Origin of the sequence: Methanobrevibacter sp., assembly GCF_045539575.1 — an archaeon.
Classification (GTDB): Archaea; Methanobacteriota; Methanobacteria; order Methanobacteriales; family Methanobacteriaceae; genus Methanocatella.
On sequence record NZ_JAZQFM010000011.1, the window covers coordinates 26,055 to 52,721 of the forward strand.

The 26,667-nt window shown below is 36.7% G+C and carries 22 protein-coding genes; 18 read left to right on the forward strand and 4 right to left on the reverse strand.

Annotated features, from left to right (window positions below):
* Positions 1 to 8: 8 nt before the first annotated feature.
* From ACKI30_RS01140 to ACKI30_RS01150, 3 genes are all read right to left on the reverse strand, one after another.
* Positions 9 to 470, reverse strand: coding sequence for an FAD synthase (locus tag ACKI30_RS01140; RefSeq protein ID WP_292741341.1), 462 nt, complete (start codon positions 468 to 470; stop codon positions 9 to 11).
* A 1-nt stretch (position 471) separates the two neighbouring features.
* A complete protein-coding gene (gene hisA / locus ACKI30_RS01145) occupies positions 472 to 1,212 on the reverse strand; it encodes a 1-(5-phosphoribosyl)-5-[(5-phosphoribosylamino)methylideneamino]imidazole-4-carboxamide isomerase (RefSeq protein WP_407409161.1) in 741 nt (246 codons plus the stop codon).
* Between the two features lie 196 nt (positions 1,213 to 1,408).
* Complete coding sequence (locus tag ACKI30_RS01150) at positions 1,409 to 3,070, reverse strand: hypothetical protein (protein WP_407409163.1); 1,662 nt, start codon at positions 3,068 to 3,070, stop codon at positions 1,409 to 1,411.
* A gap of 229 nt (positions 3,071 to 3,299) precedes the next feature.
* On the opposite strand from ACKI30_RS01150, the gene ACKI30_RS01155 reads away from it, so the two are divergent.
* The 11 genes from ACKI30_RS01155 (at position 3,300) to ACKI30_RS01205 (ending at position 18,971) form a co-directional block, all read left to right on the forward strand.
* The gene (locus ACKI30_RS01155) at positions 3,300 to 4,250 is read left to right on the forward strand and encodes a helix-turn-helix domain-containing protein (RefSeq protein WP_407409164.1); all 951 of its coding nucleotides are present in this window, start codon (positions 3,300 to 3,302) and stop codon (positions 4,248 to 4,250) included.
* 220 nt (positions 4,251 to 4,470) lie between these two features.
* Entirely contained in the window at positions 4,471 to 6,261 is a 1,791-nt protein-coding gene (locus ACKI30_RS01160) for an ABC transporter ATP-binding protein (protein ID WP_407409166.1), read from the forward strand.
* Positions 6,261 to 8,006: an ABC transporter ATP-binding protein gene (locus ACKI30_RS01165; protein WP_407409167.1), complete on the forward strand. Its 1,746-nt coding sequence runs from the start codon at positions 6,261 to 6,263 to the stop codon at positions 8,004 to 8,006. The genes ACKI30_RS01160 and ACKI30_RS01165 overlap by 1 nt, the downstream gene beginning before the upstream one ends.
* A 47-nt stretch (positions 8,007 to 8,053) precedes the next feature.
* Entirely contained in the window at positions 8,054 to 8,635 is a 582-nt protein-coding gene (locus ACKI30_RS01170) for an MptD family putative ECF transporter S component (RefSeq protein ID WP_407409168.1), read from the forward strand.
* Positions 8,636 to 8,645: 10 nt separating this feature from the next.
* The gene (locus tag ACKI30_RS01175) at positions 8,646 to 9,365 is read left to right on the forward strand and encodes an energy-coupling factor transporter transmembrane component T (protein WP_407409169.1); all 720 of its coding nucleotides are present in this window, start codon (positions 8,646 to 8,648) and stop codon (positions 9,363 to 9,365) included.
* The gene (locus ACKI30_RS01180; RefSeq protein ID WP_407409170.1) at positions 9,358 to 10,800 is read left to right on the forward strand and encodes an ABC transporter ATP-binding protein; all 1,443 of its coding nucleotides are present in this window, start codon (positions 9,358 to 9,360) and stop codon (positions 10,798 to 10,800) included. Before ACKI30_RS01175 ends, ACKI30_RS01180 begins: the two co-directional genes overlap by 8 nt.
* Before the next feature lie 132 nt (positions 10,801 to 10,932).
* A complete protein-coding gene (locus ACKI30_RS01185) occupies positions 10,933 to 11,637 on the forward strand; it encodes an ABC transporter ATP-binding protein (RefSeq protein ID WP_407409171.1) in 705 nt (234 codons plus the stop codon).
* A gap of 4 nt (positions 11,638 to 11,641) precedes the next feature.
* Entirely contained in the window at positions 11,642 to 13,912 is a 2,271-nt protein-coding gene (locus tag ACKI30_RS01190; RefSeq protein ID WP_407409173.1) for an ABC transporter permease, read from the forward strand.
* The gene (locus ACKI30_RS01195; protein WP_407409175.1) at positions 13,913 to 16,183 is read left to right on the forward strand and encodes an ABC transporter permease; all 2,271 of its coding nucleotides are present in this window, start codon (positions 13,913 to 13,915) and stop codon (positions 16,181 to 16,183) included.
* A 95-nt stretch (positions 16,184 to 16,278) separates the two neighbouring features.
* Positions 16,279 to 16,500, forward strand: a complete 222-nt coding sequence (locus tag ACKI30_RS01200; protein ID WP_407409177.1) for a hypothetical protein — start codon at positions 16,279 to 16,281, stop codon at positions 16,498 to 16,500.
* Positions 16,501 to 16,712: 212 nt separating this feature from the next.
* Positions 16,713 to 18,971 (forward strand): FtsX-like permease family protein, encoded by a 2,259-nt coding sequence (locus ACKI30_RS01205; RefSeq protein ID WP_407409179.1) that lies wholly within the window; start codon positions 16,713 to 16,715, stop codon positions 18,969 to 18,971.
* Positions 18,972 to 19,021: 50 nt separating this feature from the next.
* On the opposite strand, the gene ACKI30_RS01210 is transcribed toward ACKI30_RS01205, so the two are convergent.
* On the reverse strand, positions 19,022 to 19,741 hold the full coding sequence (locus ACKI30_RS01210) for a DUF4012 domain-containing protein (RefSeq protein ID WP_292741320.1): 720 nt from the start codon (positions 19,739 to 19,741) through the stop codon (positions 19,022 to 19,024).
* Positions 19,742 to 19,946: 205 nt separating this feature from the next.
* Between ACKI30_RS01210 and ACKI30_RS01215 the strand changes: the two genes are divergently transcribed.
* From ACKI30_RS01215 to ACKI30_RS01245, 7 genes are all read left to right on the forward strand, one after another.
* Complete coding sequence (locus ACKI30_RS01215) at positions 19,947 to 20,402, forward strand: hypothetical protein (RefSeq protein ID WP_407409181.1); 456 nt, start codon at positions 19,947 to 19,949, stop codon at positions 20,400 to 20,402.
* Between the two features lie 9 nt (positions 20,403 to 20,411).
* Complete coding sequence (locus ACKI30_RS01220) at positions 20,412 to 20,876, forward strand: DUF2124 family protein (RefSeq protein ID WP_407409183.1); 465 nt, start codon at positions 20,412 to 20,414, stop codon at positions 20,874 to 20,876.
* 111 nt (positions 20,877 to 20,987) lie between these two features.
* The gene (locus ACKI30_RS01225; RefSeq protein ID WP_407409185.1) at positions 20,988 to 21,362 is read left to right on the forward strand and encodes an ArsR/SmtB family transcription factor; all 375 of its coding nucleotides are present in this window, start codon (positions 20,988 to 20,990) and stop codon (positions 21,360 to 21,362) included.
* A gap of 18 nt (positions 21,363 to 21,380) precedes the next feature.
* Entirely contained in the window at positions 21,381 to 23,861 is a 2,481-nt protein-coding gene (locus ACKI30_RS01230) for a heavy metal translocating P-type ATPase (protein ID WP_407409187.1), read from the forward strand.
* 258 nt (positions 23,862 to 24,119) lie between these two features.
* Complete coding sequence (locus ACKI30_RS01235) at positions 24,120 to 24,425, forward strand: hypothetical protein (RefSeq protein ID WP_407409189.1); 306 nt, start codon at positions 24,120 to 24,122, stop codon at positions 24,423 to 24,425.
* A gap of 17 nt (positions 24,426 to 24,442) precedes the next feature.
* Positions 24,443 to 24,709 carry a DUF6110 family protein gene (locus ACKI30_RS01240; protein WP_407409191.1) on the forward strand — a complete coding sequence of 89 codons (267 nt, stop codon included), beginning with the start codon at positions 24,443 to 24,445 and terminating at the stop codon, positions 24,707 to 24,709.
* A gap of 265 nt (positions 24,710 to 24,974) precedes the next feature.
* Complete coding sequence (locus tag ACKI30_RS01245; RefSeq protein WP_407409193.1) at positions 24,975 to 26,579, forward strand: ABC transporter substrate-binding protein; 1,605 nt, start codon at positions 24,975 to 24,977, stop codon at positions 26,577 to 26,579.
* Positions 26,580 to 26,667: the final 88 nt, after the last annotated feature.

The window sequence follows — 26,667 nt, forward strand, 5'->3', positions numbered from 1 at the left end:
ATAATCTCCTAATCTTCACAATGATCCATAATTTTTCCTTTAAAATCAGTATTCTGAATTTTTCTAATAATCTTACAACTGCTGTCAAGCTCACAGTCACGATATTTTTCTATACGTACGGCTTTTGCCTTAAGGCCTCTTTTGTCAATTGCCTCTTGCAGTTTGCCAATATCGTGGTTTTGGTCAGCTCCTACAGTAATTATGTCAGGGTCGATTTCACGAACGATTTTAAACACGTCACCGTTCGCATCGCCTAAATAAGCATCAGTTACGGGTTTTAACATTTTGATTAATTCCAGTCGTTGTTCTTCTCCAACGATAGGCACTCTTTTACGCCTTTCAACGGTTGCATCTCTTGCAACAACAACATAAAGCTCGGCATCTTCTCCACCTAGTTTTTTAGATTCTTCCAGGTAAACTCCATGTCCCGGGTGGAGTATGTCGAATGTTCCGGTCGCCATTATCTTCATTTCATAACCTCTTTTGGTATTTTAAAGCTTCAGTCAAATCAATTTTATCAGTATAAAGTGCAGAACCGATTACTACTCCTTCCACACCGCTTTCATTTAATTTTTTAAGGTCATCTGTTGTTGTAATTCCTCCGGAATAAACGATAGGCAAGTCAACAGATTTTTTCAACTCTTCTACAGGTTCTGCGTAAAATCCGCCCAAAAGGCCTTCCACATCAACATTTGTAAACAGGATACTTCCTGCTCCGTGCTCTTTGAATTTCTGTGAAATTTCCGCTGGGGATTTGTCAATTTTTTCCTGCCATCCTTTTATGACTACCTTGTTGTCTTTGCTGTCAAGTGAAATCATGATTCTTTCAGATCCGTATTCGTCTGAAAGCTCTTCAATGGTTTCGGGATGCTGAATTCCCATGGTTCCGATTATCAATCTTTCAATGTCCAAATCCAACAGTTGGCGAGCATATTCAACGCTTCTGATTCCGCCTCCAAGCTGGATTGGAACTGAAATTTCTTTCAATATCTTTTTGATAATCTCAAAGCTTGCCACTCCATTAATGGTTCCGTCCAAATCAATGACGTGGATATTTTTAGCTCCCAAATCCTGCCAGTGTTTTGCAACAAGTTCAGGATTGTCAATTTTAACCATTTCACTTCCAGGTTCGCCTTGAACGAGTTGAACGCATTTTCCATCTTTAATGTCAACTGCAGGCATTATTAACATTTCATCTTTATTGAATGACATTTACATTTTTCCTGTAATTTTTTATTATAATAAAATTTTTGTTTTAAAAGTTTTTATATGTATTGATTGAAGTATAATATTTTGATTTAAATGTTATTTTTTCAAAAAAAAAGTTAAAGATAATAGTTTCGGCATTTTGCACCTTAACTATTATTTGAAGTTTAATATTATAACCGCTTAATATATATGAGTTATTTTAAATCGGAACATCCGGAATTCTTTCATTTGTATTCTGTCTAGACCAATTTGAACCCATATTCAAATAGCAGGTTTTGACTTTGTTTTTTGTAGTTTTGGTCAATTTATAATTCAGTTTAACTACTAAACCGACACCTTTGAATTTTGCATTGAACTTTTTCAGTGTCACCCAGTTTGTCGGGATCTTGGTGTCTCCGCCTACGTTATACGCTCCATAGGAGTTGCTCACTAAAATCTTTTTGCCGTCCTTGCTCACGTCAATGACTGAAACATAATGGTTAGGCAAATACGCAATTAATGCAGCTCCGCCTTTAGCCAGCTGTTTTATTGCAGAACTCATTGTGTAGAAATAAGTTGCCTTGAAGTTGTTCTTTTGCAGAACACTTTTAAGAACGTTAATGTTGACTCCATGGGTTACATGTGCTTTAGTCTGGAAGTATTTTTCAGAGAAATAATTCTTTAAAACCTGGCTGCAAACACTGGCTGATGTTGGTCCGCAGGTATATTCGGTATTTTGAATATCTCGAACTTCAGAGTATGTCAGTGATTTTCCTTTAAGATTAACGGTAATTGAGCCCGGCCAATACTTATAGCTGTTCTTTTTAACCATTTTGATGTTGATTGCCTGTTCGATTACGTTCCACTTCTCACGTTTGATGATATGGTAAAATGTAGATGCAGCTTTTGATTTAAAGAATGTGTATTTTGACAGTTTTCCATATAAGAACAGGGTATTGCTGTCTCTTTTAAGCACTTGCTGATATTGTGCTTTTGTAAGTGTGTATTGGGCATCATTATCTGCCATGACAAAGTTTTTAGGCATGACGTCAATGTCCGGAACTCCATTCACTGTCTTGATTTTTGTAGTGAACGGATTTTTTATATTGCCGTTTATGCATTTGATCTTTTTGGAGACGGAATAATTGTTGTAGTTCACTGTCACGGTATATGTTTTAGCGCTGAGATTAGGTTTAAATACAATAAATCCCTCTGCACTTGTCTTTGTTGTAAATACTTTATCTCCAATGGTTATCTTCACTGTTTTACCTGCAACGGAATTTTTTGGTCCGGACAGATAAATTCTCAAGTATCCTTTGGTAAGCAGTTTTGTATTTCCGATAGTGATTGAAAGTGATTTGTCAATATAAAATTCAATTGATTTGTTAAATGCATTGTAGGTATCGTCTCCATTAAAAGTAACGTTCATTGAACTGTTGGTTGCAGTGGATGTAACCGCAATGCCGAATCGGCCATTGGAATCGGTAGTTTTCTCGTAGGTTTTTCCATCAAAATCAACAGTTAATTTTTTATTTGCAACTGCTTTTCCGTCGGAAGTTGTCAAATACAGATAATATGTATCTCCATTTTTAACAAAATTAGTGTAATTAACAAGTTTTAAATTTTCCTTAGTGGAATCGTCTTCGCTTTGCAGCAATGCATCTGTACTTTGAGGTTCTGCACCTGCTACTAAAAAGTCATTGTCTGAAATATTTCCGTTTTGTTGAATATTTATATTATCTTCATTGTCATTTGCTGTAATTTCATTTATTTCAATTAGATTAGTGTCCAATATTTCACTGGTGGAATTATCGGCTGCACAAACGAAATTGATGCTTAAAAATAAGGCTAAAAACAAAATGACTAATTTCTTATAATTCATCAACTCACCAATATTATTAAATTAATAATAGTTTAAAATTTGTAATTTTTATTGAACATTGCTTATAATTCGTTTTGTGCAATAAAAGTTACTTATGACTATTTTTATTTAATATGAATATTTAAATATTATGTCGGTTTTCAGTATGGGGTGTGTCCATTATATTGACTAAATCTGATATGTTTTACTACTCTCAATTTAAATATGATTTTGAATTAAAGATAATATCATGAATGAAAATCTTTACGGCCTTTTTGATGAAGTGGTGGTTTCTGATTTCAACATTAAAGAGGAATCAAATAAAACAATAATTGAGTTGGGTCCAAATGCCAAATATGGTAAGATGGTAACTTATTCTGTTTTTCCAGGGGTCATACTGGCTTATATTGATATGCAAATGAAAAATATTGATGAAGTGTTTTTTGAAGGCAAACTCAATGCCAGATTATTGGAAATTAACCATTGTGCTGATGGAAGATATTCCTATGCAGTGGGAGATGACAAAATAGTCTATTTCGGTAAGGGGGATTTATGTATAAGCGTTTATGATTTGACAAAAACCCTTTCAGACTTTCCTTTGGGATATTATAATGGTTTGGAGATTTTCATTGATGTAGATGTGGCCAATGATTACGTAAAGGAATATATTCCTGATTTTGACTTGATTGAGTTTTATGAAGAATTGCATAAATCCAGAGGTTACGTTCTCATAAGGTCAAATGAAAAGATTAATCATGTTATAGGTGAGCTGTATAATGTCGATGAGAGAATAATGGAGTCTTATCATAAGCTGAAATGTCTGGAACTGCTTTTGTTTTTTTCAATCACCAAATTCAACCAGGAAAAATCAATTTCACTTTCCAAAAGACAGGCTGAAATTGTCGAAAATGTCAAAAACGATTTGATTTCAAATTTGGATGGTAAAATAACTCTTGACGAGCTTGCAAGCAAATATGGTATAAGCAAAACATCCCTGAAAAATTGCTTCAAGGAAGTTTACGGAAAGCCGATAATAAAATGGAGAAAGGATTATAGGATGGACTATGCCTGCAAACTTATTGATGAGGGCACACACAGCATTTCCGAGATATCTGAAATGGTCGGCTATTCTTCACCTTCAAAATTTTCCCAGGCATTTAAGGATTATATCGGATGCACCCCTTCACAATACAAAAATTAACAGTTGTCTTTTTGGTACAATTTTTGACTTTTTAGTTCAAATAGATTTATATATCTATTTTTCATATACTTTATAGTGAATATTGGTTTATTTATTCAATTTTAACAAAAATACTTTAAATTTGTCTTTTATTTGTTTTTTAAGTGATTTTAAGTGTTTTGTCTTTTTAGGACTGTTAAAATTTTTAGGTAAGCCTAAATTAAATCAAAAGGAGTTTATTATGTCAAATACTCAAAGTAAAAATAAATTTATACGATTATTGAATTATTCTGGTAATTACAAATATCTTACAATCATAGGTATGGCATTATCAGCTTTAAGTGCAATAAGTTTGTTAATTCCATTTATTTATATTTGGGAGGTAGTCAATGCTCTTTTAGCGGTTGCTCCTAACTTCACTCAGGCCCAAAACCTGGATACATATGCATTCAATGCATTTGCATTTGCAGTGCTTGGGATAGTATTGAATTTCTTCGGTTTAATGGGAACCCACTTATCTGCATTTAAAAATGAAAAAAATATGAAAGATGCAGCTGTCAAGCATTTGCTTAAGCTTCCTTTGGGATACTTTTCAAATCACACAAGCGGAGGTTTAAGGAAGGTAATCGATTACAGCACTGCCAAGACAGAAACATTTCTGGCCCATCAGCTCTTTGATTTGACCGGAGCTGTTGTAACCCCGATTGCATTCATAATCTTGCTGTTTAGTTTTGATTGGCTTTTGGGATTGGTCTGTTTGATTCCAATAATATTATGTTTCGTTTTCATGTATCCGATGTTTTCAGGTGAATCTCAAAATTTCATGGCTGAATACCAGAAATACCTGGAAAAAATGAATTCAGAAGCGGTGGAATATGTAAGGGGAATTCCGGTAACCAAGGCATTTCAGCAAAGTGTTTTTTCATTTAAAAATTTCATTGATGCAATCAGAAATTATGGGAAGTTCTCATCAGAATATTCCCTTTCAACTCAACTTCCGATGACTGCATTCACAGTATCCATCAATGGATTTTTTGCATTGCTTATTCCTGCCGGAATACTGCTTGCCGGATCTGTTGTTGATGCAAGATTTTTTGCAAACTTCATGTTCTATATAATATTCACTCCGATATGCGTTGTCATGATGAATAGGATAATGACAGTTTCACAGGATTGGATGCTTGCAAGTTATGCTTTGGAGGGAATAGAAGCTATATTGAATGAAAAACCATTGAAAGAAGCTGAAAATCCTCAAAAACCTAAAAACCATTCAATAGAATTTGAAGGGGTTTACTTCGACTATGATGAGACAGACTCAGATGAGCATATTCTTAATGATGTCAGTCTTAAAATCAATGAAAATGAATCAGTTGCGCTGGTCGGACCTTCCGGAGGAGGTAAAACCACAATTGCATCACTGATTCCAAGATTCTGGGATGTTAATCAGGGTTCAATAAAGGTAGGTGATATCGACGTGAGAGATATCTCAACAGAGGATTTGATGAAAAACATTTCATTCGTGTTCCAGAATACTACCTTATTCAAGGATTCCATCTACAATAATGTGGCTATCGGCAGGAAAGGAGCCTCAAGGGATGAAGTCAGGAATGCATTGAGCCTGGCCCAATGTGACGACATCATCGAGGAGCTTCCCGATGGAATCGATACCGTTATCGGAACTGAGGGAACTTATCTTTCAGGAGGCCAGCAGCAGAGAATCGCACTTGCAAGGGCAATACTTAAGGATGCTCCAATCATTATCCTGGATGAGGCCACAGCATTGGCGGATCCTGAAAATGAATACCTGATTCAAAAGGCAATTTCCAAAATCACTGAAGACAAGACTGTAATCATGATTGCCCACAGGCTGTCCACAGTTAAAAATGTCGATAAGATATATGTTGTTGAAAACGGCCGAATTGTTGAAGAGGGAAACCACGACAGCCTTGTTGAAAGCAAAGGGCTTTATTCAAGAATGTGGGATGAATTTAACCAGTCCATACAATGGAAAGTTAAAAGTGAGGCGATATGATGATATCAGAGTTTTTCATAAAAAGATTTGGACTTACAAAAGAAGGTTCCGATAATTTAATCAAGGGAATTCTTTACACAGCGCTTTTAGACATTTCTTTAATGTTTCCTGTTGGTTTATATGCGCTGCTCATTTACATGTGGGTAGAGCCGTTGACAGGTGGCGAAATCATTGATCCAAATTTGGGAATGTTCATTTTATTGATACTGATTGTCCTGGGAATAATATTTGCATTTGCATGGAAACAATATCACTTCGTGTTCAATACAACATATGTTGAAAGTGAAAACAGGAGGATAAATCTCGGTGAAAACCTAAGAAAGCTCCCATTGTCATTTTTTGAAAACAGGGACTTGGCTGACCTGACAGCAACAATCATGAATGACTGCACTGACCTGGAGCATGTTTTCTCACATGCCGTTCCGCAGCTTTTGGGTTCAATTCTTTCATTATGCCTAGTTTCAATAGGAATGTTTTTCTTTGATTGGAGATTGTCCATAGCACTCTTATGGGTTGTTCCAGTTGCATTCATAATACTGTTCATCTCCAAAAGGCTTATCTACAAGGGTGGAGATGTGGTAATGGCTGATTTGCTTAACTGCGGTGATGCCATGCAGGAATGCATTGAATCAATCAGGGATTTGAAATCATACAGCTATGAAAATGAATATTACGGCAAAATCACTGATTTGACTTCAACAATAGAAAAATCAAGACTTAGGGCAGAGCTGATGTCTGCAGCAGGTGTCATCACAGGCAAGGTGGTACTGAATCTGGGAATCGTGTCAGTAATTCTTGTAGGTTCATACCTGATTATGAACTCACAGATTTCACTTTTCACATTCTTAATATTCCTGATAGCTTCCGCAACAGTTTACTCTCCACTGGAAAACGGACTGATGTTTCTAGCAGAGATATTCATGATGGACAATAAGATCGCTAGGGCTCAGGAGATTGAAAGTCTTGTCGTTGAGGGAGGAATGACCGATTATTCCCTGGACGGATATGATGTCGAATTCAAGAATGTCAATTTCAATTATGATGACTTGAAGGATGTCTTGAGTGATATAACATTCACTGCCCGTCAGGGGGAAGTTACAGCACTTGTCGGTCCGTCAGGCGGTGGAAAATCAACCGTATCAAAATTGGCTGCAAGATTCTGGGATCCTGTGGATGGAAGCGTATCTTTGGGAGGTCAGGACTTATCAAAACTGGATTCTGAAAAGCTTTTGGAAAACTTCTCCATAGTTTTCCAGGACGTAATCCTATTTAACAATTCAATTCTCGAAAACATTCGTGTCGGAAGAAAAGATGCAACAGATGAAGAAGTTATAGAAGCTGCAAGACTGGCAGAATGTGATGAATTCGTATCCAAACTTCCGGATGGATATGATACTGTCATCGGTGAAAACGGGGAGCTTTTGTCTGGAGGCCAAAGGCAAAGAATATCAATTGCAAGGGCAATGCTTAAGGATGCAAATGTGATTCTTTTGGATGAGGCGACCTCATTTTTGGATGTTGAAAATGAATCCAAAATTCAAAGGGCGCTGTCCGAGCTGATAAAGAACAAAACAGTAATTATCATTGCACACAGGATGCGTACAATCGCAAATGCAGATAAGATTGTTGTTCTCGATGATGGAAAAATTGCTGAAAAAGGTTCACCTGAAGAATTGTTGGAAAAAGATGGGCTATTCAAGAAAATGGTCGATTTACAAAATTTAAGCGGGGAATGGCAAATTTAAATTCCCCTTAATTCTCATAATTTTTTTAAAAAAAGCGGAGGTATTTTATGAGCGATATGTTAAACGTAAAAGACTTGATTACTGTAGGTATATTTGCAGTAATCTTGATAGTTGTAATATTTATTTTCGGAATGTTGGGATATATTCCAATTTTAATGATTGGGCTGCCAATAATCTCAGCATTGGTTTGTGGAATTCCATTCATGTTATTTTTAACTAGAGTTTCCAAATTCGGAATGGTCACATTGCTGGGTTTGATTTTGGGATTAGTGATGTTTTTAAGCGGTCACACATGGATTCCTATATTGGTATTTACATTATGCGCATTAATTGCGGATGTAATTATAAAAATGGGAGATTACTCCTCAATAAAACATTCAATTGTGGGTTATGCAGTATTTGCTCTAGGTGTATTCGGTAACATGTTGCCGTTTTACATTTTAAGGGACTATTTTGTGGAATCCATACGCTCCTCAATGGGAAATGACTATGTCAATGTCATATTGCCGTTTTTAACCAATGAAATGTTGGTCGTATTGATTGCTGTAACATTCATTGCCGGTTTAATCGGAGCATATATTGGTAAAGTCGTACTTAAAAAGCATTTTGAAAAAGCGGGCATAGCATAAAGTGATAACTATGGGATTAGAACTAAATTTCAGCATAGATCCAAGAACAAAAATAATAATATTGATTATGATAAGTTTCATGGTGTTCAATGAAGTGCCGTTGTATATCAGTGGAATTTTAGTTTTAATTCCAGCCATATGCCTCTTTTTTTCAAATCAAAAGAAAATAGCATTGGTTTATATTTTAGTCTATGTTGTTGCAAAATATGTTCAGATTCAAATTCTTCCAACTGCCACAGGCATTGTTTCTATTTTACTGATAGTCTTTAGCTACACTGCCACCAGAATGTTGCCGATTTTAATGATGGGTTATTATACAGTAACTTCAACTAAAGTGAGCGAATTCATTGCTTCAATGGAAAAAAGCAGTATTCCAAAAGAAATAACCATTCCCCTTTCTGTAATTTTTAGATATGTTCCCTCTGTTTACGAGGAAATCAAATCGATAACTGACGCAATGAAGATGAGAGGTTTTGGACTGAGCCTGAAATCATTGAAAAATCCTTTGAAACTGGTTGAATTTTACATGATTCCTATTTTGCTCAGTGCCGTTAAAACCGCAGATGAACTTTCTGCTGCTTCACTGACACGAGGATTAAGCAATCCCGACGGCAGAACTCATCTGGTTGAAGTGCGTCTGAATAAAATTGATTATCTCATGCTGGCAATTTCATTTGTAGGGTTGGGGATTTATGCATATTATTTTTTAAGAGGTGTTTTCATTGCTTAAAATTGATAATGTTACATTTTCATATGATGACATTGAATCTAACAATAATCTGGAAGACATTAATCTAGATATTAAGAAAGGTGAGGTTATTCTGCTCTGCGGTGAATCCGGATGCGGAAAAACCACTCTGACACGTTTTTTAAACGGACTTGTTCCAAATTTTTTTGATGGAAAACGGGAAGGTGAAGTCTATTTAAAGGGTGAAAAGATAAGTAAAATGCCCATTTATGAAATATCAAAACATGTAGGGTCTGTCTTTCAAAACCCAAAGACCCAGTTTTTCAATGTCGATACAACAAGCGAGATTGTCTTTGGTTGTGAAAATTTAGGCATGGAAGTTGGCGAGATTAGAAACAGACTGGATTATGTAGTTGATGAATTCAATTTAGATAACCTTCTTGACAAAAGCATTTTTAAACTGTCCGGAGGCGAAAAGCAAAAGATTGCATGTGCATCGGTATCTGCAGTTTTCCCGGATATATTTATTCTGGATGAGCCTTCATCTAACCTGGATTCAGCATCAAGCTGGGATTTGGGAGACATCATTAAAAGATGGAAGGAAAGCGGAAAAACAGTGGTCATTGCTGAACATAAGCTATTCTTTTTAAGGGATGTTGTTGACAGGGCAATATTCATAAAGGATGGAAAAATTACTCACGAGTGGTCTATGGATGAATTCAGCAGGCTAAACTATAGGGACCTGGGACTGAGACAGCTCAACCTTGATGATCTTGCAGCTAAGCATAATGAATACTATTCAAATAATTCAGAGTTCATGGAATTTAAAAATTTCAGATTCAATTACGGCAAGACCCGAGCGCTGGACATTGACAATGTCAAGGTTCCAAAAAATGAGATAATTGCAATCATCGGTAAAAACGGCGCCGGAAAATCAACATTTGCAAATTGCCTGTGCGGACTTAAGAGGTCATGTAAGGGAGAACTTATCCTTGACGGAAATTCCCTAAAATCAAAGGACCGTCTTAAAAAATCATATATGGTAATGCAGGATGTTAACCATCAGCTGTTCACCGAAAGTGTTCTGGATGAGGTTCTGCTGAGTATGGATGAGGAGGATGTCTCATTGGCCGAAGAGATTCTGACAAATCTGAATCTGGTCCATCTCAAAGATGCACATCCTATGGCATTGTCAGGCGGTGAAAAGCAAAGGGTTGCTATCGCATCTGCCATTGCCTCTAAAAAGGAGATATTGGTATTTGATGAGCCTACAAGCGGGCTTGATTTTAAAAACATGATGAAGGTTAGTGAAAATCTGAAATATCTTCAAAGCTTGGGTATTACGTCATTCATCATAACTCATGATTATGAACTGATAATGGAGTGCTGTTCCCATGTGCTTCATTTTGAAGATGGAAAAATAGTTGATAGCTATAAGATGGATGAACAGAAACTTCAAGAGTTTTTCTTGGATTAATCATTTTTTTTACACTTAAAACAATTTAACAATCTTCACCATAAAATAAAATTTTTAGGTATACCTAAATTTTAAATAGTTCAATTAATATATATAAAAATTAGATAATTAAAGTTTAAGAAGGCAATATTAATGAGTACAATTATTGAATTTAAAAATGTGAACAAGGAGTATAAGTCCGGAGATCACATTTTAAAAGCTATGGATAATGTAAACTTCACAATTGATGAAGGAGAATTCGTTGTAATTTTAGGACCGTCAGGTGCGGGGAAATCAACACTTTTGAACCTGTTGGGCGGTCTCGACACTGTCAGCTCTGGCGAGATAATTGTGAAGGGAAATCATGTCGAGTCATTCAATGACAATCAGCTTACCGCCTACAGGGCAAGGAATGTCGGTTTCATATTTCAGTTTTACAACCTGATTCCAAATTTGACTGCACTCGAAAATGTTGAGCTCATGAAGGATATTGTGGACGTTAATATCAATGGTTTGAATGTTCTGGATTCAGTTGGTCTTAAGGACCACGCAAACCAGTTTCCGGCACAATTATCCGGTGGGGAACAGCAAAGGGTATCAATTGCAAGAGCAGTTGCTAAACAGCCTACCATGCTTTTATGTGATGAGCCAACAGGGGCATTGGACTCAAAAACTGGTGTTTTAATCCTAAATCTGCTTCAGGATATGAGCAATAATCAGAATACAACTGTCGTCATTGTAACACACAATGCAATCTTAGCTGAAGCGGCAGACAAGGTAATCAGGATTAAAAACGGCCAGATAGAAAGTATTGTCGTTAATGAAAATCCAAAGAAGGTCGCCGATTTAGAATGGTGAGCATATGCTTGCAAAAAAGATGTTAAGAGACATCAGCAAGCACAAAGCACAGTTTATATCTATTTTTTTAATGGCATTTTTAGGCGTATTTGTGTTTTCTGGTGTCGGTGGAGAATCTGTCGGCCTTGAAGTCAATGTTAATCAGTTTTATGATGACACCAATCTGGCTGACGGTTGGATTTATTCACCTGATATCAATGATCTGTTTTTATATCAGGTTGATTGTCTGGGTGCAACCACCCAAATGGAACGGCAGTATGTTGTGGATTCGGTAGCGGATTTTAAAAACGACCCCGATGTTACACTGCACTTTGTGGAAAACAATACAATTTCTAAATTTTACCTGCTTGAAGGCGAAAAGCTGGATATCAATGACAGTGAAGGAGTGTGGCTAGATAAAAGCTTTGCCGATGCAAAGGGATTGAAAATCGGTGACAACATAAGCTTTGAGTTTGAAGGATACGAAATCGAAAAGAAAATTAAGGGATTGGGTTATTCTCCGGAATATGTCTATCATGCATCAACATCATCTGTAATTCCGGATTTCAATAAAATCGGTTTTGCTTACATGTCCTATAAGGCATTTCCTGAAAACAATATCACTTACAACGTTTTAAATGTTAAATTTGATGGAACTGCCCAAAATTATAATGACATTCTCTCCTATCATATGGATGGCTATTACAGCACATTTGTCGAAAGGGCGGAACATTCAAGCGTAAGTCAGTTTGCCGATGAAATGGATCAGCACAAGATGATGGGAGATATTTTCCCTGTTGTATTTATTCTAATTGCAATGTTGATTTTATTAACAACAATGACAAGGATTATAACCCATCAGAGAACTCAAATCGGTATTCTGAAAGCCAGCGGATTTAAAAATCGTTCCATAATATTGCATTATGTGTCCTATGGGTTTTGGTTGGTTTTGTCAGGTTCAATTTTAGGTTTAATTTTAGGGCCAATGACACTGCCTCAACTGTTTTACCCATCCATGAGTGCGACATATAAGCTTCCTTCATGGAATCCTGCATGGAGCATGGACTTTGTTTATGTTGCGGCAGTGATGGTGCTGATGTCACTTGCGGTCTCATATTATGCGGTCAAAAACATATCAGAGGAAAAGCCTGCAGATACAATAAGGCCTAAAGTACCTAAGGTATCTACTTCAGGACTTTTAGAGAAATTCGGAATCTGGAATCATTTGTCATTCAACATCCGCTGGAATTATCGTGATGCCAAAAGGAATAAATTCAGGGCATTGATGACAATTATAGGTGTAATAGGATGCAGTGCTCTTCTGGTATGTGCATTCGGAATGTATGATGGAATGAATGACTTGAAGGAATGGGAATATTCGCACATCAATCATTATGATTCAAAACTGGTCATTGATGAAAATGCAACAGACTCCCAAATTGATGATGTGGTCAGCCAGGTCAATGGTGACAAGATTATGGAATCTGCGATTGAAATAGAGTCGGATGATGCCAAAAAGTCAGGTTCGCTGCTGGTTTTAAATGACACTGATTTGATAACACCTACTGACTATGACTGGAATGAGGTAGACATCAAGGATGATGAGGTTTCCATTTCACAGAAGATGGCCGACATGTTAAACGTTAAGGTCGGAGACACTGTAAAATGGCACATTATGGGTTCAAACAAATGGGTCAGCACAAAAATCGACAAGATTCATGCAGACCCAATTTCACAGGGATTCATAATGTCATCTGAAAAGCTTGAAGACTTGGATTTAAACTACACTCCAACAAGCATCATAACATCCGAGCATGTAAATGAGACTTATGACGGTGTCAAGGCAGCCAATTCCATGAAAGACATGACATCAAGCTGGGACGAGCTGACAGAGTCAATGTGGCTTTTGATTTACATACTGATATTCTTTGCTTGTCTGCTTGCTGTTGTGGTACTGTATAATCTTGGATTGCTGTCATTTACAGAGATAGAACGTGAAATTGCAACCCTGAAGGTGCTTGGTTTTAAAACCAGTGCTCTCAGGAAATTATTGTTGACACAGAACTTATGGTTTACAGCTATCGGATTCATATTGGGAATTCCTGTAGGTTATTATATCCTGGCAATAATGTGGGAATCATCAGGTGATTCATTTTACATTCTGCCTTCAATTTCCCTTACAAACTTCATACTGACAGCAGTAATAACCTTTGTGCTGTCCATACTTGTGAATCTGATGTTTTCACGTAAAATCAAGAAATTGGACATGGTTGAATCACTTAAGAGCGGTGAGTAAATGTTAGCGAAAAAGATGATTAGGGATATAAGGAATCATAAGATTCAATTTATCTCTATCTTTTTAATGGCCTTTTTAGGGGTTTATGTATTTACAGGGTTTGGAGCGGAATCATTTGGTTTTGAACAGACTGCGGGCCAATACTATAATGAAACAAATCTCGCAGACGGATGGATTTATACTTCAAACCTTGATGATGATTTTGTAGACAAGGTAAACAACCTGAGCCTTACCAAAGACTCTGAACGTCAGCTTGTAGTAAATTCGATTGCCGATTTTGACAACGATCCGGATATCACACTGCACTTTTTAGAGGATGACGACATATCGAAATTTCATGTTATGAAAGGTGAGCAGTTCAATCTGTCTGATGGGGATGGCGTATGGCTCGACCTCCGTTTTGCAGATTCCAAAAATCTGACAGTTGGAGACAACATAACCTTTGAATTTGAAGGAATTGAAGTTGAAAAGGAAATCAAGGGTTTGGGATATTCTCCGGAGCATGTATATCAGACATCAGACTCTTCAATGATACCTGATTATGACAAGATGGGTTTTGCATACATGTCATATAAGGCATTCCCACTGGATGACGTTCCATATAATGTGCTGCTGGTCAAGCATGACGGAAACGCTTCAGAATATGAAAAACAGCTTGACAATGATTTGGACAGGGACTATTCCTCATTCCAGTCAAGGGATCAGCATCCAAGTTTTGCGGAGTTTCGCGATGAAACAGAACAGCATAAAATGATGACTGACGTTATTCCGGTAATATTCATTGTCATTGCAATGCTGACCCTGTTGACAACAATGACAAGAATCATTGACAGCCAAAGAACTCAACTGGGCATTTTAAAGGCATTGGGATTCAAAAACCGCACAATAATGTTCCATTACATATCATATGGATTTTGGATGGTATTGGCAGGTTCAATTTTAGGTTTCATTTTAGGGCCTTTGACTTTACCTCCAATAATGTTTGATGAAATGAGCATGCTGTATTCATTCCCAAAATGGATTTCCGGCTTTGATGTGAGTTTTGTACTGGTAACTTTGCTGATGATTGTTCTCTCAGTGATAATTTCATATCTTGCCTGCAGAAAAATTGTCAATGAGTCTCCGTCAACTGCAATAAAACCTAAAATTCCTAAAGTATCCACTTCTGGATTTCTAGAAAAATTGGGAATCTGGAAGAAATTTTCATTCAACGTAAGATGGAATTATCGTGATGCCAAAAGAAACAAGTTCAGGGCACTGATGAGCATTGTTGGGGTGTTGGCATGTACAATGATTATTGTTGCTTCATTTGGATGTATGGACGGTTTTGATGAAATGAAAGAATGGTCATATACCGATATAAATCATTATTCATCAAAATTGGTCTTGAATGATAATGCTACAACTTCACAGATTGACAATATTGTTGATGAAGTTGATGGTGAAAGATTGATGGAATCTGCCATTGAAATCAAAGTGAATGACGTTAAAAAATCGGGTGTGATAACAGTACTTGATGACAACGAGTTGTACTCACCAACTGACGACAATAAAAATCCTATTGAAATCAAGGATAATGAAATCTCTCTTTCAAGAAAGATGGCTGAATTGCTGGATGTTAAAGAGGGAGACACCATAAAATGGCACATCATGGGTTCCGATAAGTGGGTTTCAACAAAAGTTGACCGCCTTCATTCAGATCCGACTTCACAGGGAATAGTTGTAACAAAAGAGAAATTGGAAGAGTTGGACTTGAACTACACTCCAACAAGTGTCATAACTTCCCAGGAGGTCAATGATAACTTTACCGGTGTCAATACAATATTCTCAATGGATTCCCTAACAGACAGTTGGGATGAGATGATGGAATCTTCAATGACCATAATATACATGCTTGCAGGATTTGCGGCATTATTGTCAGTTATTGTATTGTACAATTTGGGGCTCTTGTCTTTCACTGAAATTAAGCGTGAATTTGCAACCCTGAAAGTTTTAGGTTTCAAGTCATCTTATTTAAGAAAGCTATTGCTGAGCCAGAACCTGTGGTTTACAACAGTAGGTTTTGTGTTAGGTGTTCCGTTGGGTATTGAAACATTGCAATACTTGTGGGGTACAATGGGAGATTCATTCTACCTGAAAGCTTCAATTTCCATTAAAACATTAATAATAACATTCATAATCACATATGTGGCATCAGTGGTTGTTAACTTAATGTTTTCAGGCAAGCTTAAGAAATTGGACATGGTTGAATCCCTCAAGGAAAATGAATAGGTTTTTCCTATTCTTTACTTATTTTTTTTCAATGTCTCTTGTAATACTTGATTAGTGACAAAATATTTAAGAATGGCCGCTTCCAATCTAAAAACATGGTTGAAATTACTGCTGATTCAAAATATATGGACTTGTTGAATACTTATCCTCTTTTAAAAAGAGATTTGGCCAAAAAAAATTGGAAATTTGAATTTTTGGTAACTCCGATGGGTAAAATTTCACTATGGGATGCAAATCTTGCTGAAGTCAGCGAAAAGGCTGAACTGTCAGTAGAGGAAACTGTAGCACTTTTCAGTGAGCTGGTTAACTCATATTGATGACATTAACATTTGATATTTCAATTTTTAATTGTTATTGCTGTGCGTGATATATATCCCCATTTTAAATTTGACTATCATTGGATATATCGTGATGTTAATGTTGTGGGGATAACATTATTTTTAATAGTTTCTTTCAAAACATGTTTTTAGTGAATGCATCTGTTAATTTAAAATAGCTTTTTTATATTCCATTTTCCATATAGTATATTATGTCATTATCCAAAAAGATGCTGAGAGATATAAAAATCAATAGGACACAGTTCATTGCTATATTTCTAATGGCATTTTTAGGCATTTTTGCTTACAGTGGAATCTATGGGGAGTATTATGGATTGGTGCAAACTTCCGATGAATTTTACGACCAAACCAACATTGCCGACGGTTGGATTTACAATACTGATTTTGATGATTCCGCTTTAGATAAAATTAGTGAGTTTTCAACACAGGCGGAGCGGCAGGAAGTAGTGCAGTCCGTAGCAGATATGGAAAACCAGCCCGACATTACGCTGCATTTTACAGAAAAGGGAAACATATCGAAGTTTTACACGACTGACGGTGAGGATTTCAACGTTCAGGATGCTTCCGGAGTGTGGCTGGATGAACGATTTGCCGATGCCAGGGATTTGAATGTTGGAGACAGCATAACTTTTGAATTTGACAATATCACAATCACTAAAAAAATCATGGGGCTCGGATATTCGCCGGAGTATGTCTATGAAGTGTCTCCCAGCTCTTTAACTCCTGATTTTAATGAAATGGGCTTTGCTTATCTGTCATATGAGGCATATCCTGAAGACTTAAAGTACAATACCCTGCTTGTTAAATATGACTCTTCAGATGATGAGTTTACCAAAAAGCTGGACGATTCCATTGATTACCAGTCATTTACCAAAAAAGAGGATCATCTCAGCGTATCCAAATTCGCTGATGAAATGGCACAGCACAAGATGATCGGGGACGTATTTCCGATTGTTTTTGTTTTGGTTACCTTTTTGACTCTTCTGACAACTATGAACAGAATCATCACTCATCAGCGTACTCAAATTGGTATTTTGAAGGCTGTTGGTTTTAAGGATAAATCAATAATCCTCCATTACATATCTTTCGGATTCTGGCCGGTTCTGGCAGGCGCCATTCTGGGTTTGATAACCGGACCGATGATAATTCCTCAGATGTTTTACCCTACAATGATGACAAGCTACAGCATGCCGAGCTGGCATCCGGGATTTGACATGAGCTTTGTTTATATTGCAGTTCTGATGGTGGTCTTGTCAGTGTTGGTGACCTATCTGTCATGCAGGAGGATTTCAAAGGAAAATCCTGCAACCGCCTTAAGGCCTAAAGCTCCAAACACCTCCTCAAAAACTTTCATTGAAAAATCAAAACTCTGGAATCGTTTGAGTTTCAATCTCCGCTGGAATTGGAGGGATGCGAGGAGAAATAAGTTCAGGGCTTTGATGGCAATTGTTGGTGTGATGGGTTGTGTTGCCCTTTTGATTGCGGCATTCGGTATGAATGACAGTATGGCCGAGCTGAAATCATGGGAATATGACGACATAAGTCATTATGAATCTAAGCTGCTGCTTTCAAATGAGGCCAATCCTTTGGAGCTGTATTATATTTTAAATGAAACCAATGGGAGCTTTATCATGCAGCAATCCATGGAAATCAAGACTGATGAGGGCGAGGACACGGTCACGCTTCTGGTTTCAAACAACACGGATTTGATATCATACACGGACAGCGATAGAAATCAGATTGATATCGATGAGGGGGACGTATCCATTTCCAAAAAGCTTGCAGACAAGTTCAATCTCACTGTCGGCGATAAGATCAGGTGGCATATTGTCGGAGATGATGAATGGGTATCATCAAAAATAGGTCAGATTCATGCAGAACCGATTTCCCAAGGGCTGATAATGTCTCCGGACACTTTGGAAGACCAGGGCCTGGATTTCACTCCAACCAACATTTTGACTAATGATTCCTTCGGGGAAAACTTCCAGTCAATCAAATCGGTCACAAGCATTGATAAGATGGAGGAAAGCTGGGATCAGATGACCACTGCAGTGATGATGATGGTTTATGTGGTTACATTTGTTGCAGTTGCGCTGGCTATTCTGGTTTTATATAATCTGACCCTATTGTCATTTACAGAAATGGAACGGGAAATAGCAACCTTGAAGGTATTGGGTTTCAAGACAAAAGTTTTAAGAAAACTGCTGCTGACACAGAACGTTATATTCACTTCAATCGGATTTGTTTTGGGAATTCCTATTGGATTTTACTTCATGACACTGATGCTTGATGCGGCCGGTGATTCACTATACTATATTCCTACATTGACATGGGGAAATATACTGTTGTCTGCGGCAATAACATTTGCAATATCAATAGGCGTAAATCTGTTGTTTTCAGATAAAATAAGTGACTTGAATATGGTTGAAGCCTTGAAAGATGTTGAATAATAAATAAAAAAAGTTCTTTAAAGAAATAAATTCTTTAAAGATTAAATTCGTCACGCTAGTTTTTCGATTCCTTTAGTAGCCATCAATTTCACGAATGAACCTTCAGGTTTCATGAGGATGTTTCCTTGTGAATATTGGTTAAGTGCTTCTTGAATCATGGTATTCTTTTTGTCAGGGTCTTTTGTAACGTTAGCCAATGCTTTAGCCAATACCATTACTGCATCTCCTCTGGACATTGTTCCTTGAACGTTTTCATTACCTGCATAACCGTTATATGCGTCATTTTGCCTAACCATGTCTTCTGCACTGAGGTTACTTACTTCACCGTCAATATAAAGAGGCCTAATGGAATCAATAATGTTGTCTAAACCTTCACTGTAAATAACAACCACTGCATCGGAGTGCATTCCTGTGTTTGCCTCAACAATTTCTTGAGCATAGGTCATACCCTGGTCTGCACCGTCCCATAGACAGTCGTGAAGCATCATATTTCCACCAATTCCTCCCGGAGCGGCTCGTGAAGGGTGAGACATTCCTCCTGGGTATACTGGTGTGTAATTAGCTAATGATCCATTTTCCAAATGAACCATGAATGCCATGTCGACTGCACCATTTGGCTGTTCATATTTGTCTCCAGCTAAAACAAGTATATCCTTGCTTTCAGAAGTCAAGTCCGGACCAGAGATGAATAATGCTCCAGCTATAAAGACCCATATTCCGATAAGGATTACCAGTAAAATAGCTATAATCAGTTTCTTTGAACGTTTCATTTTTCAATTCCTATTCCTTTAATTTAAAAATAAATTACAATATAACAATTAAAATTGTTCTTAATTATTTATTTTATTATTACCTTATATAAACTTTTTTTTAAATTTAATCATTTTTATAATAATTATTAAATAATATTATATTATATAGATAATTTTAAGTAAGTTTTAAAATTCGAGTTTGAGTTTCACAAAGGGTGATAAAATGAACAAAAAAATTTTAATCATACTTTTGGCTTTGTTAGTACTTGTTTTTGCAGTATTTGTAGGATATTCCATGGACAATCCGCAGGTAATAAATGATTCTTCAAAAAAAGTTGAATTGAACGTATCATCTGAAGGACCTTTTAACCTTTCCCAATTGATTGAGGACGTTGAAACCGAACCGTATTATGAGGGTTATGACAATGAGACTTTAAATTGGATGAAATCTCTTGGAAATAAGTCTGTTTTTCATTCACTTGACTACCTTGTGATAATGGACTCTCATGATGCAGGCCAGCTTCACTCTGAATTTGTTACCGATGTGGCTATTACAGAGGTTTTCGAATGTAAAGTTCTGGAAAACCATTCAATGGGGAATGTAAAATATCCTAAGGATGTTCTATTGGTTGAGGATGTGAAGTATCTATATGAAAATATAACTTATTATGATGTTTGAGGTGTTAATGTGGAAGATATTGAAAATTGGAAAGGAATCAACGGTCAGATTGTAGCATTCAAAAATGCAGTTGGCGATGCGCAGAAAATAACTTTTATGGGTTCACCAAGCGTGTGCACTCCATTTGCAGCACTGATGGCATATGCTGTAAGGGATAAGGAAAATCATTTCATAAGTTTCATAGATGTTGATACAAGCCATGAATTTGAGCTGAAACCTTGGGGTATGAGTCTAAAGGAAGAGGTATCCGATCCTCATGATTCAGATGTGGTTGTCCTTTTGGGTGGCCTCAGCATGCCTAAGGCAGATATTGATACTGATGAGCTGAACGGTGTCGTCGATGAGATTTTAAAAGATGACGGAAAACTGGTTGGCCTTTGCTTCATGGATATGTTTGTGAAAGCGGGTTGGCCTGAAAAGGTCGATTTTGATTTGATTATCGATGGAACACTGACTGGTGTCGTTAAAAAATAATTTTATTTTCATTTATTTTTTTCAAATTAACATATCACGATATCATGATATGAAAACATTTAAATACATAATCATATCATAATATGTAAATATATAATATATGTGATGACTATGGAAAATAATAATCTTGAAAATAATAATGATGATATGTGTGAGGTCTTCAACTCTCATGAGGATGTTGTTGACCGTGTAAAAGAGCGCATACCTGATGAAACTGAATTCGCTGAGCTGTCAGAATTCTTCAAAATATTTGGAAATCCGACAAGATTAAAAATTATTTCCCTGCTAAGTATTGAGGATTTGTGTGTCTGTGATATTTGCGATGCACTTGACTTGAACCAGACAACTGTTTCAAATCAATTGAGAATATTGAGGGCAAATAACATTGTCAAATACCAAAAAGAAGGTAAAATGGCAAGATATTCACTCACAGACCTTCATATAGAAATGATTTACAAGGTAGGGTTAGAACATATATTAGAATAATTTTTAATTGGTGATAGCATGGCAGAAAATAGATGTTATGATGCGGATTGTATGGATGAAAATTGCCGCAATCCAGAACATTACAACTACATCTGTTTTGACCCTGAATGTGAAGAAACTCATTGTGAAGATTCTAATCATTATGATAAACAGTTACTAAGAGATTATCAGGCAAAAACTGATTTAAGCGTATTTGACCACAGAGAAGAAATAGACTATGATGAAGATGTTGACATAAGTATATGTGGCTGTCCTGATTGTGCAGATGATCATGACCACGACCATGACCATCATGACCACGACCACCATCATCATGAGCATGAGGTAGATTCTTGTTCTGATCCTGATTGTGGTTGTCATGATGAGCATGAGCACGAACATGACCACGACCATGAGCATGAGGAGGATTCTTGTTCTGATTCTGATTGTGGTTGTCATGATGAGCATGAGCATCACCATCATGAACATGAAGAAAAAGACACTTGCAGCGACCCTGATTGCGGATGTCATGACCACGACCATGATGCTGTCGACATAAGCATCTGTGGTTGTCCTGACTGTGCGGACGATGACCATGACCACGAACATGGCGAAGAAGAGTTATTGGCTGAAGGAAAACCACTGATAGCTAACAGGCCGATTCAAATCATCGTTGCGAGCGGAATTTGTTTTGCGGCAGGTCACATTTTAGAATTCTTATCATTTAATCCGACTCTGGTAACCTTAGTGTTCATGTTGGGCGCTTTAATTGCAGGTTACGAAATAGCCATTATGGCATACAGATCTTTAGTTAAAAGACACACTGTCGGTCCGGCAATGTTAATGTGTATTGCATGTGTAGCTTCATTTATCATAGGACACCCTGAAGAAGGTGCTGCTGTAACATTCTTGTATTATATTGCAGAATTCCTGGAAGATTATGCTGAACACAGAGCAAAACGTTCCATCAAATCCTTAGTTGAAATCGCTCCTGAAACCGCAAGGGTCAAAGTCGGTGACGGGGAAGAGCTTAGAAACGTTGATGATGTGAACATTGGTGAAATAGTAATTGTTAAACCTGGAGATAAAGTTCCACTTGATGGAAATGTTATTTCCGGTTCATCTTCAATCAACCAGGCTTCAATTACTGGTGAAAGCGTGCCTGTACATAAGGAAATCGGTGACGAGGTATTTTCAGGTACTGTAAACGTCGACGGATACTTTGAAATGGTAGTAACCAAAAAGGCAAAAGATTCAGTTATCTCAAAAATCGTAACACTGGTTAAAAGATCACAGCTCAACAGGTCCGAAACAGAATCTCTGGTTGAAAAGGTCGCAAAATACTACACTCCGGTAATGATGGTTGCAGCGGCTTGCGTTGCATTCATTCCTCCATTGCTGTTCGGCCAACCGTTAGTTGATTGGGTATATAAGGCACTTTCACTTCTCGTAATTTCATGTCCATGTGCATTTTTAATCTCAACACCTGTGGGTATGGTGTCAGCTATTACTTCAGCAACCAGAAACGGTGTACTGATTAAGGGAAGTACATATGTTGAAGAGATGCGTGATATCAAAGCGGTTATCTTTGATAAGACCGGTACTTTAACAGAAGGTAAATTGGTTTTAAGTGAAGTTGAAGTTTTAGATGAAAACTGCTCTAAAGATGATATTGTCTCCATTGCAGCATCACTTGAACAGGGTTCATCTCACCCAATTGCAGAAGCTATCGTAAACTATGCTACAATGAATGACATAGAATTCAGTGAAATAGATGACTTCAGGAATGTTCCGGGTAAAGGAATCATCGGTAACATTAACGGAGAGGAATATTATGCGGCTAACGAATCCCTGATTGAAGGAAGTTCATTTGACATTTCAAGAGATGAAATCAACAGGTATTCTGCGGAAGGTAAAACAATAGTCTTCATTGGAAATTCAGAAAAAGTTTTAGCTATCATTACAGTATCTGATAAAATCAGGTCCAATGCTCATGAGGTCGTCAGTGATTTAAGAAACAAAGGAATACAGACTGTAATGCTTACAGGGGACAATAAGCTTGCGGCAAAAAGCGTAGCTGATGACATTGGAATCGACTATGTATATTCCAACCTGATGCCTGAAGACAAGCTGAATCTCCTTGACACCATCAGAAACAAATTCGGTAATGTCGCAATGGTTGGTGACGGAATCAACGACGCACCGGCACTTGCACGTGCAAACATAGGTATTGCAATGGGTGCTGCAGGTTCCGATGTGGCTATTGAAACAGCGGACGTTGCACTGATGCAGGATGACATTTCAAAACTTCCATATCTCTTCTCATTATCTCACAAGACAATGGGAATCATCAAGCAGAACATCACCGTGGCCATTGCAGTTAAGCTGCTATGTGTAGTGCTTGCAATTTTAGGAATCATCACTCTGATGATGTCAGTTGGATTTGGAGATTTGGGATTGACCTTGCTTGTTATTCTGAACTCATTTAGAATTGGAATGGTGAAAGATCCACTATTCTAATTTTTTAACTTTTTTTTAACCTAAAATTTTTTTAGGATATCAAAAATTTTTAAAGAATTTAGACTGCCTTAAATTTGGTATAACTAAATATTTATTCTTTGTTGAACCTAAAAACACTTTAAAAAACGAATAGTTTATATACTATGATTTATTTAATGTTATATTAACTGAGGAAAACTTATTGAGGAATAAAAATTTAGGCATTATTAAATGTCTTTGTTGAGGAACTATTTTTCAAAAAACGGGAGATGTGTTATTATGGTACATAGAAAAATAGTTGATTTCGCAACAGAACATAGACATGCATTAATTTTCGCTGCAGGTATAGCTACTGCTGTAGTAGGTAAAAAAATATTGGAATCCGATGCAGTAAAAGAAGCCACCACCAATGCTGTTGCAGGTGTAATATCTGTTAAAAAAGACGCTGAAGAAAAAGTGGATGAAATTAAAAAAGATGCAGAAGCAATCGCTTGCGCAGAAGAATGCGAAGAAGAAAAAGTGGAAATTGAAGTTGAGGAAGTAGAAGAAAAAACTTCAAAAAAATCCAAAAAATCTAAAAAATAGTTTTCAGGGGTGGCAGTATGGTTCAAAGAGAATTACATCCATTCATTAAAGAACATAAACATGCTTTGCTTTTTGCTGGAGGAATAGCTACTGCAATCATTGGCGCTCACATCTTAAAATCACAAACTACCAAAGACCTTGCTACCAAAGGAATGGCTGGTGTGATTTCAGCTAAAAAAGATGCAGAAGAAACATTCCAGGACATGAGGGAAAACGCAGAAGACATAGTTTATGATGCAAACATGGATACAAAGCAAGAAATTTATATTGAGAAAAAAGAATAATTTTCTCATTTTTTCCCTTCTTTTTTTTATTTTATCTTATTTTTATTGACATTATCAAAGTTTAACTTTCTTAACAATATTCTCTTTTTTTGATTTTTTCTAAATTGATAGTAATTTTTATATACTTTAACTTTACAATTTATTAATTGTAATATCTTTATTATTAAAAGTATTACTAAAATATTATAATTTTATAATTTTGTAATACTATTAAATGATATTATTTGAATTAATTTATGAGTAATTTTTTAAGGGGAAAATTAAAATGAATAACAAAATTATTATAGGAGCAGTTGTTGCAGTAATTGCAATAATTGGTGTAGCGGCTTTTGCCTTAGGAGGCGGAAGCACAGAACATGCTGCTAATGAATTGGTAGCCTGTGTTGCGGCTCATGGTGAAGAACCGGAATTCGGTTTTGACCCAATGCATGGTTGGGGATATCATGACTCAGGAACAGAGCCACTAATTCAAAGTACAATTCTCAAAAGAGACAAGGACAATAATTTCGTAAATGACCTTGCTACAGATTATGAAATTTCAGACGATTATAAAACATACACTGTGACAATTCGTGATGATGTAAACTTCACTGACGGTTCAAAATTAACCGCAAATGATGTGGCATTTTCATACAATAAAGCAAAAGAATTGGGTGAAGGAGCAGACTTAAGTTCCATGAATGAAGCTAAAGCAGATGGGAATAAAGTTGTTTTCACTTTAAATAAATCTGATTCAACATTCATCAATAAATTAACTGATGTTGGTATTGTTCCGGAAGCTAACTATAATGAAGACACATATGGTCAAAACCCTATAGGTTCAGGACCTTATAAATTGGCTCAATGGGATAAAGGTCAACAATTCATTTTAGAGAAAAATCCTGATTATTACGGAGAAGAACCATACTTCGAAAAAATTACAAATCTTTTCTTAGATCCAGATGCAGCATTTGCAGCAGTTAAAAACGGAGATGTGGATATTGCTGAAGTTCAATTAGCATATGCAAATGAAACCGTTGAAGGATATCATTTAGAATACTTCGATTCCATTGATGTACGTGGTATATCATTACCAACACAAATGGACGAAGGTAAATTAAGTGAAGACAATATTACTATTGGTAACAATGTCACTGGAGATCCAGCTATCAGAGAAGCATTAAACATAGGTATTGACAGAGAAGCATTGCTTGACGGTGCATTCAACGGATACGGTAATGTATCATACAATGGTGTAGCTAGCCAATTGCCTTGGGCATTTGACTCCACATTTGAAGATGGTAAAGTTGATGAGGCAAAACAAGTTCTTGCAGATGCAGGATGGAACGATACTGACGGTGATGGAATCGTTGATAAAAACGGTACCAAAGCATCCTTCTCAGTTTACTACAACTCCCAAGCATCCGAAAGACAAGCAATTGCAGTAGCTGTTGCAGAACAAGCTAAAGAAATAGGTATTGAAATTGAACCTGTTGGTGGAAGCTGGGATGACATCGACCCTAATAAATACAGTCAAGGTGTAGTATGGGGATTCGGTTCAGCTGACCCATTCGAAATTGAGCACCAATATGATTCAAGAGTAGCTTGTGTAGGATATGATAACTCTGAAGGTCTTAATGACACTGCAGTTGATTTATTAATTGATGCAGCTATGGCTCAAGACTTAAACAGCTCTTATGCTACTTGGTCTCAAGCAGCTCAACAAGCAACATCCAACTATCCTTACTTATGGATTGGAACAGTTGACTACACTTACTTTGTAAGTGATGATTTAGATATTTCCAATAGTACTCACCTCATCTACCCGCACGGTGGAGATATCTGGGGTAACATCTACGATTGGAAACGTATTAACGAAACAGAAGCATAATTGAAAAAATAAATGATTTATTTATATAAATCATTTTTATTCTTTTTTTTGAATAAATTATATGAGTTGATTAAAATTAACAATAAAA

What these genes read in the sequence shown, in the direction of transcription:
- ACKI30_RS01140 (WP_292741341.1), bottom strand. Translation starts at nt 470, where the DNA reads ATGAAGATAATGGCGACCGGAACATTCGACATACTCCACCCGGGACAT.
- hisA (WP_407409161.1), bottom strand. Translation starts at nt 1,212, where the DNA reads ATGTCATTCAATAAAGATGAAATGTTAATAATGCCTGCAGTTGACATT.
- ACKI30_RS01150 (WP_407409163.1), bottom strand. Translation starts at nt 3,070, where the DNA reads ATGAATTATAAGAAATTAGTCATTTTGTTTTTAGCCTTATTTTTAAGC.
- ACKI30_RS01155 (WP_407409164.1), top strand. Translation starts at nt 3,300, where the DNA reads ATGAATGAAAATCTTTACGGCCTTTTTGATGAAGTGGTGGTTTCTGAT.
- ACKI30_RS01160 (WP_407409166.1), top strand. Translation starts at nt 4,471, where the DNA reads ATGTCAAATACTCAAAGTAAAAATAAATTTATACGATTATTGAATTAT.
- ACKI30_RS01165 (WP_407409167.1), top strand. Translation starts at nt 6,261, where the DNA reads ATGATATCAGAGTTTTTCATAAAAAGATTTGGACTTACAAAAGAAGGT.
- ACKI30_RS01170 (WP_407409168.1), top strand. Translation starts at nt 8,054, where the DNA reads ATGAGCGATATGTTAAACGTAAAAGACTTGATTACTGTAGGTATATTT.
- ACKI30_RS01175 (WP_407409169.1), top strand. Translation starts at nt 8,646, where the DNA reads ATGGGATTAGAACTAAATTTCAGCATAGATCCAAGAACAAAAATAATA.
- ACKI30_RS01185 (WP_407409171.1), top strand. Translation starts at nt 10,933, where the DNA reads ATGAGTACAATTATTGAATTTAAAAATGTGAACAAGGAGTATAAGTCC.
- ACKI30_RS01190 (WP_407409173.1), top strand. Translation starts at nt 11,642, where the DNA reads ATGCTTGCAAAAAAGATGTTAAGAGACATCAGCAAGCACAAAGCACAG.
- ACKI30_RS01195 (WP_407409175.1), top strand. Translation starts at nt 13,913, where the DNA reads ATGTTAGCGAAAAAGATGATTAGGGATATAAGGAATCATAAGATTCAA.
- ACKI30_RS01200 (WP_407409177.1), top strand. Translation starts at nt 16,279, where the DNA reads ATGGTTGAAATTACTGCTGATTCAAAATATATGGACTTGTTGAATACT.
- ACKI30_RS01205 (WP_407409179.1), top strand. Translation starts at nt 16,713, where the DNA reads ATGTCATTATCCAAAAAGATGCTGAGAGATATAAAAATCAATAGGACA.
- ACKI30_RS01210 (WP_292741320.1), bottom strand. Translation starts at nt 19,741, where the DNA reads ATGAAACGTTCAAAGAAACTGATTATAGCTATTTTACTGGTAATCCTT.
- ACKI30_RS01215 (WP_407409181.1), top strand. Translation starts at nt 19,947, where the DNA reads ATGAACAAAAAAATTTTAATCATACTTTTGGCTTTGTTAGTACTTGTT.
- ACKI30_RS01225 (WP_407409185.1), top strand. Translation starts at nt 20,988, where the DNA reads ATGGAAAATAATAATCTTGAAAATAATAATGATGATATGTGTGAGGTC.
- ACKI30_RS01230 (WP_407409187.1), top strand. Translation starts at nt 21,381, where the DNA reads ATGGCAGAAAATAGATGTTATGATGCGGATTGTATGGATGAAAATTGC.
- ACKI30_RS01235 (WP_407409189.1), top strand. Translation starts at nt 24,120, where the DNA reads ATGGTACATAGAAAAATAGTTGATTTCGCAACAGAACATAGACATGCA.
- ACKI30_RS01240 (WP_407409191.1), top strand. Translation starts at nt 24,443, where the DNA reads ATGGTTCAAAGAGAATTACATCCATTCATTAAAGAACATAAACATGCT.
- ACKI30_RS01245 (WP_407409193.1), top strand. Translation starts at nt 24,975, where the DNA reads ATGAATAACAAAATTATTATAGGAGCAGTTGTTGCAGTAATTGCAATA.